General features: G+C 36.9%; 15 protein-coding genes and 3 pseudogenes. 6 read left to right on the forward strand and 12 right to left on the reverse strand.

The annotated features are described in order from the left end of the window. Positions 1–290: 290 nt before the first annotated feature. The 6 genes and pseudogenes from BA1DRAFT_RS07300 to BA1DRAFT_RS07325 form a co-directional block, all read right to left on the reverse strand. Positions 291–806 (reverse strand): antiterminator Q family protein, encoded by a 516-nt coding sequence (locus BA1DRAFT_RS07300; protein WP_036777547.1) that lies wholly within the window; start codon positions 804–806, stop codon positions 291–293. Between the two features lie 24 nt (positions 807–830). Then, positions 831–1,091, reverse strand: a complete 261-nt coding sequence (locus BA1DRAFT_RS07305) for a hypothetical protein (RefSeq protein ID WP_235200988.1) — start codon at positions 1,089–1,091, stop codon at positions 831–833. A gap of 15 nt (positions 1,092–1,106) precedes the next feature. Beyond that, a pseudogene (locus BA1DRAFT_RS07310) lies at positions 1,107–1,697 on the reverse strand (DUF1367 family protein). A 100-nt stretch (positions 1,698–1,797) separates the two neighbouring features. Next, positions 1,798–2,997 (reverse strand): helix-turn-helix domain-containing protein, encoded by a 1,200-nt coding sequence (locus tag BA1DRAFT_RS07315; protein ID WP_036777549.1) that lies wholly within the window; start codon positions 2,995–2,997, stop codon positions 1,798–1,800. 15 nt (positions 2,998–3,012) lie between these two features. Then, the gene (locus BA1DRAFT_RS07320) at positions 3,013–3,684 is read right to left on the reverse strand and encodes a hypothetical protein (RefSeq protein WP_036777550.1); all 672 of its coding nucleotides are present in this window, start codon (positions 3,682–3,684) and stop codon (positions 3,013–3,015) included. A gap of 426 nt (positions 3,685–4,110) precedes the next feature. Next, positions 4,111–4,386, reverse strand: a pseudogene (locus tag BA1DRAFT_RS07325) (DnaB-like helicase C-terminal domain-containing protein); the annotation flags it as partial. Between the two features lie 185 nt (positions 4,387–4,571). Between BA1DRAFT_RS07325 and BA1DRAFT_RS21820 the strand changes: the two are divergent. From BA1DRAFT_RS21820 to BA1DRAFT_RS21830, 3 genes are read left to right on the forward strand one after another with little or no spacing between them, the layout of a single operon-like run. Beyond that, entirely contained in the window at positions 4,572–4,943 is a 372-nt protein-coding gene (locus BA1DRAFT_RS21820) for a hypothetical protein (protein WP_072164777.1), read from the forward strand. A 26-nt stretch (positions 4,944–4,969) separates the two neighbouring features. Further along, positions 4,970–5,608, forward strand: a complete 639-nt coding sequence (locus BA1DRAFT_RS21825; RefSeq protein ID WP_152544288.1) for a hypothetical protein — start codon at positions 4,970–4,972, stop codon at positions 5,606–5,608. Then, the gene (locus tag BA1DRAFT_RS21830) at positions 5,584–6,228 is read left to right on the forward strand and encodes a hypothetical protein (protein WP_072164779.1); all 645 of its coding nucleotides are present in this window, start codon (positions 5,584–5,586) and stop codon (positions 6,226–6,228) included. The genes BA1DRAFT_RS21825 and BA1DRAFT_RS21830 overlap by 25 nt, the downstream gene beginning before the upstream one ends. A gap of 209 nt (positions 6,229–6,437) precedes the next feature. Here the strand turns inward: BA1DRAFT_RS21830 and BA1DRAFT_RS21835 are convergent. From BA1DRAFT_RS21835 to BA1DRAFT_RS23730, 4 genes and pseudogenes are all read right to left on the reverse strand, one after another. Further along, a pseudogene (locus BA1DRAFT_RS21835) lies at positions 6,438–6,626 on the reverse strand (IS4 family transposase); the annotation flags it as partial. A gap of 112 nt (positions 6,627–6,738) precedes the next feature. Further along, complete coding sequence (gene nadS / locus BA1DRAFT_RS07335; RefSeq protein WP_036777552.1) at positions 6,739–7,029, reverse strand: NadS family protein; 291 nt, start codon at positions 7,027–7,029, stop codon at positions 6,739–6,741. Positions 7,030–7,031: 2 nt separating this feature from the next. Further along, positions 7,032–7,343, reverse strand: a complete 312-nt coding sequence (locus BA1DRAFT_RS07340; protein ID WP_036777554.1) for a toxin HigB-2 — start codon at positions 7,341–7,343, stop codon at positions 7,032–7,034. A 230-nt stretch (positions 7,344–7,573) separates the two neighbouring features. Beyond that, entirely contained in the window at positions 7,574–7,783 is a 210-nt protein-coding gene (locus BA1DRAFT_RS23730; protein ID WP_036777556.1) for a hypothetical protein, read from the reverse strand. A gap of 276 nt (positions 7,784–8,059) precedes the next feature. Between BA1DRAFT_RS23730 and gapS6a the strand changes: the two genes are divergently transcribed. The 3 genes from gapS6a (at position 8,060) to BA1DRAFT_RS07360 (ending at position 12,936) form a co-directional block, all read left to right on the forward strand. After that, a complete protein-coding gene (gapS6a, locus tag BA1DRAFT_RS07350; RefSeq protein WP_036777559.1) occupies positions 8,060–8,389 on the forward strand; it encodes a GapS6a family protein in 330 nt (109 codons plus the stop codon). After that, positions 8,389–11,685, forward strand: coding sequence for a tetratricopeptide repeat protein (locus BA1DRAFT_RS07355; protein ID WP_051560695.1), 3,297 nt, complete (start codon positions 8,389–8,391; stop codon positions 11,683–11,685). The genes gapS6a and BA1DRAFT_RS07355 overlap by 1 nt, the downstream gene beginning before the upstream one ends. Positions 11,686–12,681: 996 nt before the next feature. After that, entirely contained in the window at positions 12,682–12,936 is a 255-nt protein-coding gene (locus BA1DRAFT_RS07360; protein ID WP_049582260.1) for a YceK/YidQ family lipoprotein, read from the forward strand. Positions 12,937–13,433: 497 nt separating this feature from the next. Here the strand turns inward: BA1DRAFT_RS07360 and BA1DRAFT_RS07365 are convergent, their stop codons facing one another. Beyond that, entirely contained in the window at positions 13,434–13,721 is a 288-nt protein-coding gene (locus BA1DRAFT_RS07365) for a gp53-like domain-containing protein (RefSeq protein WP_036777560.1), read from the reverse strand. A gap of 1,150 nt (positions 13,722–14,871) precedes the next feature. Beyond that, positions 14,872–15,459 (reverse strand): putative adenosine monophosphate-protein transferase Fic, encoded by a 588-nt coding sequence (locus tag BA1DRAFT_RS07370; protein WP_036777562.1) that lies wholly within the window; start codon positions 15,457–15,459, stop codon positions 14,872–14,874. Position 15,460 lies beyond the last annotated feature (1 nt).

The raw sequence follows: 15,460 nt of genomic DNA on the forward strand, positions 1-15,460 counted from the left end.
GGTGACAGGAATGCAATCTTACCACCATGAGCTTTTGAGTTTATTAGGCGCACAATATAAAGCGGTTTATTCCTGAATTAGGTGCGGAATGAAGGCTTCATGTTTTAGCACGATAATTTAAACATTTGGTCAGTTATTGTGCATAGACACACATGTAACTCTGACCAATGACAACAGCAAGTCTTATCTGAATTTCAGGCAATAAAAAACCCCGCACTGGGCGAGGGTATCAGTCACGAATACTACTATCACAACATATACTGAAATAGTGGCTCATAAGTTCAAAGATATCAACACGTTTGTGACAAAAGTCTTGATTTTCTTTCCTGTTCCCGTCTTATAAAGACATCTTGCAATGGTTGATAAATCAAATATTCCGTTGCTCTTAATATTTCCTCAACCTCACGCCGACAAGTTGACATTGATGGCTTTCGCTTACGCAACATACCATTTCTGCGGATCATAATTCTTGGCTGAACCGTTGCATGATAATGTTTGGCAATTGCTCTATCAGATACACAATAAACATATCGACTAAGCAACATCCCAAATGCAACCCGATCAATGTGGTAAATATGGTCTACTACCCTAGCGATTAGCATTCCGTCATCATCATTGCATATCGGACGTTCTGGATAACCTCTTAGCTCTACCGTCGCCATAAGCTCAGCAATCATACTACCCTGACGTTTATCAAGCCTGCCAGAATACACCCATGCACCGAACTTGGATAACCAGTCCTGCAACCAAATTTCTTGTGCCTGAGTCAATTGCAACCCATCCGTTGAAAATATCACACCCGACATAACTGTACCTCTTCAACTTCCCTTTTAACTTGGGGCAATAGTTCCGTTGCCATACCGTGGATTGCTTGCTATGTCTTCGGTGCCGCATGAAAGCCCGTGGGATGCAAACGCTCGATGATAGCGAGGATGCAGCAGAATGGAGAAATGAGCAGCCCTTTGGTCCATATCTTGTACCGCTCTCACATGATGAATTTCCGCAAGTGTTACTCCCAACCCCATATTCCGACAACAGATACATCCCAGTAATGTCACATTAGAAAGCCACTGTTTTTCACTTTTAGCCATTGGCTCTGCCTCTCATTACATAAAATCGGACAACTGAGAAGCTGCATGTTCAGCGGCGTTTCGGGTCGGGAAATTGCGATACAAAATAAAGTTCCAAAGCACGTTTAATGTATCTTTATAAAGTTCCTGAAATTCCATCTCTTCCATTTTGGCGAAACTGACTGAACGAGGTTCACGGTACAGACTGCCGTTGGGCATTTCGTAATCATAGTGCCCTGATTCCACTGTTGCCTAGCGCCGAAAGGCATCAAAGGATTTGGTGGCGGTAATATTCTGGGCTCGGTTTTTAGATATGCCAGCAAGATATTCATCCGCAGCGGATTGTAAGACATCTTCACTGCCCGCGAAGTGTGCAAGAAATTGTACGTAGCCACGCACAAGCGCTTTCTCTTCCGGGGAAATGGTGCCCCCAGTAGGTTCCCAGTATTCATAGCCGAGATTCAGAAGGGCAAAATATTTACGATGGAAATGCGGGTTACGTGCTTTCTTAAAATCCGCATAGAGCACATCACCCCACTTCACTTTGGAGTGCAGGTATTCCCTGGCTGCGGGAGTCGCAGGTCTCAGGGTATCATTCGAGATTTTGATAAAACTATGCTGCGTCATTACTTATCCTCAAAGTTATGACACAGCAGCTTTTGTTTAGGTTATCAGATGTTCAGGCCGATACGAACAGAATAACAGGTGTTAGTATTAATTCCCAATTTTACTTTCTATTAAATAAATTAACGACATTTGTATCTTGTTGTGTAGTAGATATATTAATACTATTCTTCAATTGTATTCTGGATTGGAAATCAAGTACCTGTGATTCTGACAAGAATCCCTTAGGAACTGAACATAAATCCTCTAAATCTCCTTTTGGGAAACCAAATTCCTCAAGAAGTGTTTTTTTATTAAAAGTTCCAGAATCCAATAATAGATTCAAGCACCTAGGTAACAAACGAACCGACTCTGGTTTTCTAAGATCATCAAGCGGCTCTCCTTTTCGCCAACCTCTAGCGGAAATATTTTTATATAACCTCTGATATTCCAGAGAAGATATTAATTCTAAATTTCTCGCTCTAAGGATCATAGATTGCGCAGACATCCCCCAGCGATTTTTTAGAGATATGAAATTCTGTAATGTAGGATATGGAGGAAGCTCTACAGAAAATGACTCTTCCGGCAGCATGAAACTCGACGCAAACTTATGTGCTTGCTCTTCTATTGGATTAAAATTGATATTATCAAATTTATTTATATATCGATGTAAGACTATATGACCTAATTCATGAGCAGCATCAAATCGACTACGATAATAGTTATCTTTATCACTAGCTAAAACCACATACGGTCTATTCTCTAAATCACTCCATTGAGAATAGCCATCCATTACAGAACTACCTTGTTCAAATCTGGCACAGACTATCCCCGCATTCTCCATTACCAGTAATAGATCATCTATCGGTGCAATACCTAATCCCCAAGCTTTCCTACACTCAAAAGCCATTCTTTCAATCAATTGATCATCTATCGCTCTGTAATCCTTTACGTTAAGATGAGGAATGTTAACCTCTGGATAATCAAGATATTCTTGCATCTTACATGATAACTCTTGAAACCACCCCATGTATCGCTCTGAGGCGATACATAAGTCTTTTGCCGTGGTTGAAAGTGTTCGGAAAAATACTGGTTTTTTTTCGTACTTAACAATAGGCTTTGTGAACCAACTTACCGGGCAATTAAGAATCTGACTTAAGCTATGCAATACTTCTGCATCGGGGGAATGATTACCGTTTTCCCATTTGGTAATAGTTGATGGTGAACGATCCACTAACCTACCAAGGTTAATTTTCGATAATCCCCTCGCTTCTCTTATCTGTGTCAACCTTTCAGATTGGAAACCAGAAATTCCCACTCTCATAATGTCTCACCTATTCTATTTTTCCTGATCCTTCAGGCGCTTCTTGAGCTTAGGTAAAACCATATCAGGAATGACTATCTTCTTCTCTCCAGTATAGAGGGCTAAAAGCTCCGTTACAGATTTATTATAGTGAAAACCTTTCATATTGGTAAAAGGAACCACAATCCTTAAATCCATCATGCTGGCCTGAGATTCATGATATGGTGGATTAATATTTATTAACAACACACCTAACGTATCAATATCATTATGATGTTTACTACCTTCTTCTCTAAAAAGATCTGGAGTATAGCCTTCAAATTTTTCATTCAATTGGGCTATCAATGAACGATGTTTAGCACCTCTTATATGGCGCTCATCGTGATTTAACCCAATACGGCTAATTTTAACACCTTCTGAATCGATAATAATGTAATGCTCCCCTTTCGGGGATGTATCAGCATCGTAACAAAGATAACCAGAGCGACTTGCGGCCTCCCTCAATGCTGAATTAAGGCCATAGTGCCTAGCCTGAGGCCTAAATCTACGTTGCTCCGGTTCACCAAGTTTTAATATATTGCCTACAGTTACTTCCTGTGCTGCAGCATACTTAGCATATAATGCATCTTGTACGTTAAGCCAAAAATCACGCCTGAAAGCGTTTATTATCAAATCGGTAATATCACTTTGTGTGTCGTTAATGCTCATTTAGATACCCTGATTGCGTTAAGCAGATTTTATGGTATTTTTTTTTCGTTTTGAACGCAAGCAATATACTTGATATGTAATTTGTACGTTACAAATACAACTTCAACTCTTATACCATCCCAGTGTGTTCCATCAGGCCACTTCACTAGAAAAACAATATTCAGCTACAGAAAGGCTTTCTCCCGCCTTCGAAGAGTACAATTGCGCTTCAGCATCTCCAGCTCCTAGTTATCCGCCAGCAATTTTGGTAAAGCCAGCATCCTGCTGGCGTTTACGTTGAATCGACTAGCTTTTCAGTCTAAATTTGTAAGATAACGATGCTTTCAGCACTGCACCCAAAACGGGATAATTCATAACTACCCAAATTATCTAATAAAATCAGTTTACTGTTTATGGTCATTTTGATCTGCCTCTTTTGGTCTTTAGTTAAAATGCTTTGTCTGCGTATCGGCGCTCTTTTTGTTTAGCCTGTTGCTGTGTACGACATATTTCAGCAGCAACAATTTGATCAGTTGGTAAGTAATGCCCGTTTTTAAATTCCTGGAATATCGTTCCGGTTTCACCGTAACGATTCTTATCCAAAATAATCTCGGCATAATTTCTGGCTGGACTTAGTGGGTTATAAACAACATCACGATAAGTAAAAATAATTCGATCTGCATCTTGCTCTAGGCTACCTGAGTCTCGTAAATCCGCTGATACAACAAACGCAACTATGCATATATCTATTATCGGTGGCAAAAGGCGAGTTGAATATTACCCAACGACAGGAATGGTTTATTCAAATGCTGTCAAGGGATTATATCCAAAAGTCAAAATGCCAAAAGCCGGGATTAAGGCAGCAATAAGATTGGCAAAAAAAGCAATTTATTAAAGAGGCAAGACCAATGTTCACATATATCTGTGTCTTTGAGCCGACAAAAAAAGCTCAAAAAAATGGAGCCGTACCACTTGCAATTGCACTCGAAGCCAATTCCGAAAAAATGGCTAAAGCTATGGCCATTGTTTACCTTGGAGAAGAGTACGCGGACGATATGAGCAACTTCAACACATCAAAACCGATTATTTGTAAAGATATACAAGGTTTCCCTCGCCTACCAATTGGTAAATTTGATGAAAAATTTGCTATTGAATATGAGTTCAACGGCACCACATGGCAGGCTAGAACGCTCGAACCAACGAAAACCCCATCTATTACTACACGTGATTTTAATCACACTTACGCCACGTTAGATCTGGAAATTGCACTGGCATACTAGACGGTGACTTTCATTGCTGGGCGATTATGTCACACAGTATGAAAGAAGCTAAGCAACTAATAACAGATAACAATGAAGCATGGCGGCAATGGTCTACCGCATTTCGTATCAGAACCGACGCTCTGTCCATTCCACGGGAAACGCTTTTCAGAGTCGTACGTGAAGGTAAACACCACCCTGAATTTCTGACCGATGCCGTCGCTATGAAGGAATTCTTAAACTGTACTTTAGGTGATACCGACATACCCGTTGAATTACCAGAAGAGAAACCCAAGGTTTCCAATTATCCGGTGTCAACATCAGAAGCCTCGATAACAGATGTCACTCCAGATGAAGTTGAAACCCAACAGGCAGCACTACAGGTTAAGGAGAAAAAAAGCGAAGCCAAGTCTCTCAAGACCAGAAAAACCAAGCAAACCAAAGAGGACAAAGCAATAGAAGAGACTGCACAAGACAACACTACGGCGTCACCTCATTGCCTCCTGTCGCTACCCCGAATGCCAATGATGATAACTTCCAACATCGGGCCAATTTGCTGGAAGAAACTATCAAGGCACAAAGCGATGAACAGCAAACTAATCTCCGTATCTGGAAGGCTGTCCAACGTACCGATCCCCACTTTACAAAACCATTGGAGGGAATGGGGTTCAATGGTACAAGCATAAACAGTAACTATATGTTTATGCGGGCAACAGAATTATTCGGACCATTCGGCTATGGATGGGGCTGTAATGTCACAGAAGAAAAGCTGATCAATGGTGCATCCATGTCAGAACCTATCTATGACGACAAAAATAAACAAATTGGGAGCCGATTCTTACGCGATTCTGACGGCACATTAATATATGAACAAAATCACTCTATCAAAATTCTCTTTTGGTCTCTGGTTGAATGTGACATTTGTGCTGAAATTGAAAGTTATGGTGCAACACCATACATGTACAGAACCAAATATGGAATTAAAACAGATGGAGAGGCCATCAAGAAATCACTCACCGATGCTATAAAGAAAGCGTTATCGATGCTTGGATTTTCTGCTGATGTATTTATGGGTATGCATGATAACCCTGAATATCTGGCTGACAACAATATTGAATTTGAAATCAAGGCCGCCAGTGATAAGGCCGAGGATTTAGTCAGATTACGCAAGGAACTAGACGATAAGTTCACCCGTAATACAGACACTATGCGCACCGCTGTCAGCAAACATGAAATTCGCGGCATAGCATCTACCCTTATCCGTGAATTAAGCATTCATTTAGGCAATTCCAAATATTATTTATAACAATAAGATGCAAAACAATTAACGCGGGTTCAACTCCCGCCAGCTCCACCAAATAAATCAAGGGGTTACGTGAGAACGTAGCCCCTTTTTCTTTGTCTATGTCCACTTTACGTCCACCTATTTTATTTTTATGGGCATCAGTGGACACTACCAGCACCGCCGCATTCCTTCTGGCTCATCACTGAAACTACTTAAGGTACTTGAACGTAACGTTTAATTTTGTTTTTAACCTGCGCCCACCTGGGCAGAAAACGCCCGATACTGGTCAATATCAGCGATGCACCATTGAGCAGCGCAACGGTGGCGTCTATCAGGGCGTTCTGTCGGTATTGATGAAACGGTGCTAAGGCATCCCAGAAGAAATTATGGCATACTCGACGAACAGGCGTAGTAGTGATCTCGCTGAAATTGTTAACGCAATCAGTAGATCACATAATGTTATGCCTGTCTCATTTTTTCTGGGGATTCCTCAGTGCAGAAACGAGGCTTAGGAATTTTTATGTGCTCTACTTACATAGATAACGCCTTTAAAACATGAACCGGATCTTTCTCTATTGCCTTCAACAAAGCTTTTGCGGGTCCGGTTGGTTCACGCCTCCCCTGCTCCCAGTTTCGCAGGGTTCCAACATTAACAGAAATTAACTTAGCAAAACCGGTCTGACTTAAACCAGTTGCCTGACGAATATTCTTGACTTTTACTGCTTCAACGTGAGTTTCACGAGAGGCAGCACGTTCGCCGTTAATAATTTCGTTCATCTGTGTCATGCTTTCAGTTAGCCTGGAAAATAATTTACTATCCATTATTACCACCCCTCATTTAGTGCTCTCAAGACTTTCTTTTCTGATTCACTAAGGTCATCCTTGATACCTTTTTTGTAAATCAACAACAGCCTGATATGTGAGACATCTACTTTATAGTAATAAATAATGCGCACACCGCCTCGCTTACCTTTACCTCCAGATGCCCATCTGACTTTACGTAAGCCACCAGTGTGTTGGATAACATCACCAGCAATAGGGTTGTCTGCAAGATATTGCTGAAACTCGCGATATTCACCTTCACTTAACAACTCTTTACAATCTTCAGTGAAGATATGAGTCTCAATAAATATCATGTCTCAGTGCGCCATTGGTGTATATTTTAAGTGATGATATACGCCTTGCCGGTATAAGTCAATGGCGCATATACAACATATTGTTGTAACCGAGGCTACTCTCCTCTAATGAGCGATATTGGGTTGCGTCAACAGTGCTGAAGTCAGGGAAATAGAGTAGCCTAAGACCCGCAACGATTTTCGAAAAATTTATCTCCGGAAACTGTATAAGGGTTCCCTGTTGAATTGCCCTACGCGCTGCTCAAGAGGATGCTCTCTTCTTGGTTAAACTCGGAAAATGTTGCCTGGATATGAATACTTTCAGCCACAGCTACGCCTTTCGTAAAACCGCGATAAAAGTCCCTGTCACGGATAGAACGTTTGCCCGATTCTGAGTCATTGAATAGCTGACGAATTGCACTAATGATGCCCGTTTTGCCAGCTCCATTCTCGCCAACCAAAACATTCAGGCCATCATTGAATTCAACATCAAATTTTTCACCAAATCATTTCAACCCATCAATTTCCAAAGTACGAAGATATATTACCCCCCACAAACCAAATTAAAACAGACAGTTAAAATAGAACCCAATGTTGCAACTTATGGCGCTCAAGTTCCTCAGCAGCAATTTCTTCATGAAGATAGGTTACCAATTCTAAGGTATCATCTAAAGGAGGTTGATTTTTTTATAAAAAAGAGTGATTTTTAGCACACTACCATGGCATTAGGAGTTGATATGGACTTTATGAGCAGCACAATCCTTTCAGGGATTCTTTATGACGGTTTTGTCAAAGGGGCTAAAATCTCGGCCAGCTTTTTAAAAGAAAAATTGCAGGGATGGTTATTTGACGATGCTTTAATCGAAAAATTATCCGATAGACTAAATGACCTTGATTTAGATGAGTTAGGTCAGCATGCGATCAAAAAGCGTATTGATAACTCTCCCGAAATACTGCAATGCATGCAAGGTATTAAGCAGGAACAAACTATTGGATCTGTTAATCAAAACCACTATGGTACTGGTGATAATGTTGCGGGAAATAAAGTTATCAACAACGGGAAATAATGGAAAAGCAAATTCATACTGGATCAGGGGATAATGTTGGCAATAACAAAATTGTCAACATTATTAATAGCATTGAACCTAAAGATATTAGAAGGTTCATTGATGATTTAATGCACGACATTTCTTACAGAAAGATATCCGAAGCTGAAAAGAAGATAAACGCCATTACAAATATTGATGCACTGGACAATAATGTAAAATCAATATTAAATGCATTGAAGGTTAAAATTTCCTTGGTTCAAGGAAAGACGGATTTACCTAAACAAGAAATACAAGTCCTTCTGAGAAACCCAGCATTGAGTAATGAAGTTAGAGACGCAGTTCTCTCAATACTCATTCACCTAGAATCCCACGTTCAACTCGAATCTGCTCGAGAGAGATATCTTTTCACAGAATTGAAGGGACCATATTCTAATGAGGTTTTTTTCGAACACTTAGCAACTATTGATGAAATTAACTCATCATTTAATAGCTCAGAAAAATTAAATTTTTTAGAGCAAGAGATTATAGGTCTGATCCGAGGCTCATTGAGAAATAGAGATTTTAAAACGGCATATGGCATTAGTGATTATCTAAATAAAAATTACCCATCTGAAAACTCGATGTTTTTCATGCTTCATTGCGAAACACTTTTATTTTTAAAAGAAATTAAGAATCGACATATTCTTTCATTTGATAAAAAACAAAAAAATCATATTGACAGTTTAGTTAGTACACTTCTAAAGAATTTTGCATCAGATATACCTCGTTATACATCACCGTTAATAAATCAACTTTATATTACTAACTTTACTGATAGAAAGCTGCTTGAACTTGCTCAGAAATATTTGAATAAAATATCAGAAGTAAGTCCCGAATGTGCCGAAGTTATTTCAAAAATAACTAATAGAACAGCCTTGCAAAATACAAAATTTTCTTTACCTAAAGAAATAAAAAGTATTGAGACATTCTCTGAACTTGGCGAGTTATTAAAAACTGATTCATTTGATAAAACCTTACTAGCTGACTGGAGAGGTGATGGAGGAAAAATTAGCACTAACGATAGTTACATTAACGCCCTCCTCGAACTCCAAGTTTCTGTTTGGTTATGTATTCCTCAAGATAAAAAAGCCATTTTTGATCTAGGGAAACAAGCTGAAGAATTCTTGAATTTTGACGCAATTCGATACAAGGAAATGACCCCATCAAACTTAATTTTTTTATGCGAAAAATTTATGGACTTAGGTCTTCCGCTAATTGCAGTAAAGTACCTCGAACCTATATTACCTGACGAACCATGGTTGTCTCCACTTTTAGAAAGTTTATTGCAAGCTTTATACTTAAGTGACCAAAATGATCTTTTTTTCAAGAAACTAGCCCTGTTTTCAGATGATGAAAAAAGTGAGTTAGTATGGTTGCTAGAAGCTCAGGCATATGAGCGCTTACAAAAAAACGATGATGCCATTAGAGCAATCCAAGCAGCGATTAAACTAGAGAATAAAAATGCTTACTCGTGGGATTTGCTATTACATTTATACCAAAATAAGAACATAAGTAAAGTTGATTTAACTAATATGGTCATGGGAATTCCAGAAGAGATTTTTTCCACATACGATGAATCAAAGATCCCTTTATTAAATAGCATAGCAAAATTTGTAGACCATAATATTTCCGAGAGAGTTTTAGTAGACTGGTTTGTAGTAAACCCCAATAAATTGGCAAAATATCTTATAGATATTCATCATAACTCCTTGATGTTTCGCTCTGAGGTAAACAAATTTGTATACTTGCCAAGATTTTGCATTAAAGGGGTCGAATTTGACGATGGATTTAGAAAGCATCAACGCATCTTGGTAAAGGATATAGTAACTGAGCACCCTCTATTTCTTAATGTGAATTCGCCATTAGGAAAGGTAATAGAAAAATTAGCGATCGGGGAAACCATCGACGATCCTATGCTTGGGGAATTAACCCTTACAGATGAAACTCCTGCATTTGTCGCTGCATATCAAGCAGCGATAAAAATAAGAGATCAAAATAATGATGGATCAGACGCATTTAAATTATTTGAATTACCGCCTAATGATGATGATTTTCTCCCATATTTTGAAAAAATTTTACGCCGCTACTCTAATAAACCCTCCCAACACAATCCTATACTTCTAAACCCTAACATTCCGCTCTGCATGAGGGGCAACCTCACACACTCTGGCGATTATTTTCGCGCAGCATATTTTCATCTAACATCAAAAGAAACAACGCAATATATAAATCTATATGATCAAGGCATAATCGATCCACATAAAGTGATAGTTGATATATATACATCTATCTATCTTTCTCTGATGAGTTTTATTTCAATAATTGTAAAAAAATCTATCACCATTGTAATATCAAATTACACCAAAATCACTTTGGAAAATTGGATTACAGATATAACGAGAGAAGATTATCTTTCATTTGATATCACCACTCTTGGAATACAACGGATTACGGCAGAAGACATTCGAAAAAATCTTTATGATTTCATTCAGGAATTACAATTGCTACTTAGCATTGCAGAAGATGAAAATCTCAATGTCGTAGACACCCCTGAAAACCTTGTGAAAATAAAGGACTTAATAGACCCAACTATTTTTTCTACGATTCAACTTTCGTATGCAAATGAAATCCCATGGCTAAGCATTGATCATTTACTTTGTATATTAGCTCAGAATTCAGATTTCCCAGTGGCGAATATGGATAATTTCTTAAGGGAGATCATAAACTCATCAACTTATAAAGAAAGAAAAAAAAGCATTTTTATTAGTTTGATCTGTGGTCTTTCTGTTCCTGTCTTCTATAAAGATATAGCTATATTAAGTTGTTCTCATGAGAAAAATGATATTTATCTTGTTGCAAAATTCATTGAAAAGCATAAGTTCCCTAATAACACTTCTAGTGAAGTCTTGAACTTTCTTTCAGAAATAATGAGAAATGTAATAATAAAAGCATATTTAGATAGAGATATTTTGATTGGTGGACGTGCTTCTAATCCAATTTATGATGGGTATGAAGAATATGTTTTTAATGTTTGCTGCCATACAGCAACGTTATGCCTCGAAGGAAAGACCGCAGAAGCAAGAGTTGCATTGCTAATTTCAGAAACTCTAAAACCTTTTTACCATATTGTTTCTTTCCGAAAGTTAGTTTTCAATTTAGCAACATCATTTTCAACTGGTCATTTCTTAGATATAGAAGCTATCAATAATGAACTCGATAAAATCATTACAATTCGAAACGATACTACTGACTCACCGAGTGACACTCGAATATAAATAAAACAACACAGTCTCTCACAGCAAATTGGGAGAACAGCGTTACGATTAAAATTAAGCCTCCACTTTCTTTTATTGAAGAAACTATAGCAAAACATCCAAAACTGAAATCATACAATCAAAATATTTTCAAATATATATTATTACACTGAACTGTCCCACAATCTGAAGAATGCGAGGACTCATTTTCTATTGGAAATATTTAACTAATGAGAACAAATAGTTTACAGAAATTAAGAAAGCCACTAAATGGTATCGAGTTGTAATCAAACAAGGAAGAAGGCTTTACATGCTTCAAAGTGCTCTTTTAGGTCAAAACCATCTGATTGTAATTAACCCTGACTTGCAAAAGAAAATTTCGGAAGCTATAGGCTACAAAATTGACAGGACGTTATCATTACATCCAATTAGAGCTGCACTATTTTTTCATTGGAGCGTTACCCAGTAGAGAATATTCAACAAGAAAAAGCTCAGTATATTCCACTTGCTTTTTGCAATAACTGGCCCTTAACTTTGGTTATATTTATACTCCAGCGTTGTAATGAATCAAACTGATTACTAGCTAATAAATGGCGCATACAACGAGTCTGTGTAGTATATTTATGCAACTTCTTCATGTAATCGTTTAAAATGTTCCCTTTCAAATGAAGAGCTTTTAACATACACATCAATGACCGTGTGACTAATATACATTGAGTTCATTTTATCTACTCATCTGTCAAGCGACATAAGCATATTGCCTACTTTGTTTATTGTTTTCTCATAAGTTTTTTAAACATTTTTGGTAACCTGTACACTGCCATTAAAGACTCCCAAGCAATCGTTTAATAGCCGATATCCGTACAATATCAAGTTATTGAGTAAATAATGTGAACGTATATAAAAATATCTGGGTTTAATTAAAACTGGGATGAATTTGTTAATCTTATATTTTCAATTTGAAATCTGGATGTTACTATTCAATATATTAACTCAATTATATCAGGAGTATTACCAATGCTAAAATCTATCGGAGTTGTCTTAATTTCAGCTATTTTAAGCGGATGTGGAACCTTTGGCTCTCGTGTAACTCACGGCTATGAATGCAAAGTCTACCCAGCAACTCAATTTGATATACAAGGTATTAAGGAAGGCTACCCATTTTCAAGCCTGATAGACATTCCATTCTCAATAATCACAGACACACTTATACTTCCGTGGGATACTCATCGTTTATACACTGATGAAATATGCAAAAAACCACATCCTTAAAAAACCATGCTAAATTATATTAATCAACACCCGCTAAAATAAGCTAAACCGGATGAAGCAACTCTTCTATAAAACTCAGAATAAAAGCCATGCTAACAATCCATACTCAGGTTGATACCACTTCAATAATAAACAGATTTCCTACACAAAAATTCTTTACGTTCCCCGTTTTTCCGTCAATCTCTAGATTAATAAATTCACTCCTTAAAGCGTATAAATGCCATTTGATATAATGCTCTATTCAGATATAAGCATATTTTACGTATTTATTATCTACCATCTTTCTAAGCCGTAGTCTTTTCTCCCTCATACCCAACCAGATAATAGCGGACAATGGTTAATTTAAATCCCAACGAACATCCCATAAGAACTGCTCCCTATGTATATATAGATTGACATCCAATATTATGGGAGCAATTCACTAAATAGCTTTCAATATAATTTTTCTTCAATTCCAAAGCTAGAATATATTAATTACCTCTGTAATAACGTATTAATTAATATCCTATTGCAAACCAATATGAGCCTAATTGGTCACGCCCAATTGTAGCATTGGTAGAATTAAATCCATAAACTACTGAATAGTTATCCGAAGGAACCCCATTGGCATAGACACTAACTTGCATAGATAAGCATACATTGGGAAAAGGTATTGGATATGTTACTGTAATTCTTCCAGCTCCCCCATTCGGATTATACCCCCACTGATAAATTATTCCGGTATCGCCACATTTCCACCAACCGTTTGCGGCTCTTAAGGCGGTGTTTTGAATGAGATTACTCATGGGTTCTCCTTAGTATTAATAATTAATCTTTTCTTCAAAAGAGATCTACCGACTAAATCATTTAATGCAATAGATTTAATTTCATAAATCATGCATTGATAATACACTTTAACTATAGTAGTTATTAAATGAAGTATGATGAATTATTTTTATCGCTAATAGTGATTAACCATTACGGAGTAATTAATATTAATAAATAATTTTGAAGACAAAAAATATACAAAGCTATTTATTAATAATATTAGGAAGCTACCTTCCCACTTCCTACCGTTTTCCCTGCGTGATGTCCCATGTACCTGTCACATAAATATGGCCGCAGTAGTATAAACAAGAAAAATTTATCATAATTCTCACAATATCAATATGAAATGAATGTATTGCCATGTAAAAAAATAATAAAAACAATATATTTAAATACAAAATATCAATAAATCAGCATTTAATTATTCATTATTATTAATCAGTAGCAATTATTTTCCCATCTTTTTTCACAAATCCACCAACGTTACCTCAACAGATTTTCAACAATACAACAAAAAATTATACGAAAAGGGAACTTATTACCTTTTATTGAACAATAATTAGTAACGCAGATAAATTATTTGACTCCAATAAACCCCTGAATGAGGTACCAACGATGAAGAAGTTATCAGCTTGCCTTTTAGCGTTAAGTATTACCACTTTCTCCTCCAATCCGGTGTTCGCAACTATCTGTTTGCAAAGCGATAAGCCACTGATCAAATGTACTCAAATATGCGGACCGATAGCTCTTTATAGTATTTTTTTCTCAATGGCTTGCTTTTAAATCAACCAATAGCAAGCAAAAGTGACAGGAATAATTTTATTCTTGTCACTTTATCATGTGGTTATTACTCTTATTCATAATGATATATCTTTACACAGTTCAATTATTCTAATCGTCCAGCACACTAAATAAATCTAATCCAAATTAAGTGATTTGCACAATTATTAAATCGAATAAAATATAAAATTATCTATAGGGAGCTATTTTAGATGAGAAAATTTCGTTATAAGATATAATCTAATAGCAACTAACATAAGTCCATAATTAAAGCTATTTTTATGCCTATTTAAGTTTATTATTTCTTAAATCCATACTTATAAATAATCAATAAAATAGCCAAAAATATCAAATAGAAACACAATCTGCGAAAATTCTTATTAATGGCTGATAGTTACATTGATAAGCAGAAATATTAGCGTCAATCCATTGCTTAACATTTATAGATTCAAAAGAGATTTTATATCCACAGTTTATAACAATATATTCAAATAACAGCCGCTGGGTTCGACCATTTCCCTCTCTAAAAGGATGAATTACATTTAATTCTGCATAATATTCAGCAAGCTTTTTAATAAGCTCTTTATAGTTTAATCCCACAAGATAATTTTCATTCTCTAACATATTAAATATCCTATTCCCTTCTATCTCAATACATTTAGCATGACAGAAACGGGTATCCCCTTTAGATATATCAATTATCCTTAGCTGACCAGCCCAGTCATATAAATCAGAAAATATCTGTTTATGGAGTTGACGCCAAAAGACCAAATCGTAAGGCGGTTCCTGGAATGAAATATTCAATATAGCAAGTTCAGTGAGTTCCCTTTCTGCCTGTTCAAGCACAACAGAATCACGAATACCTAATTTATTAATAAGTGTGTCGATACCCGGATATGTGTAGGGATCTTGCCCTGCTCCATATTTATCTACCATA

This window comes from Photorhabdus aegyptia (assembly GCF_000612035.1).
In the GTDB taxonomy this organism is placed as follows: Bacteria; Pseudomonadota; Gammaproteobacteria; order Enterobacterales; family Enterobacteriaceae; genus Photorhabdus; species Photorhabdus akhurstii.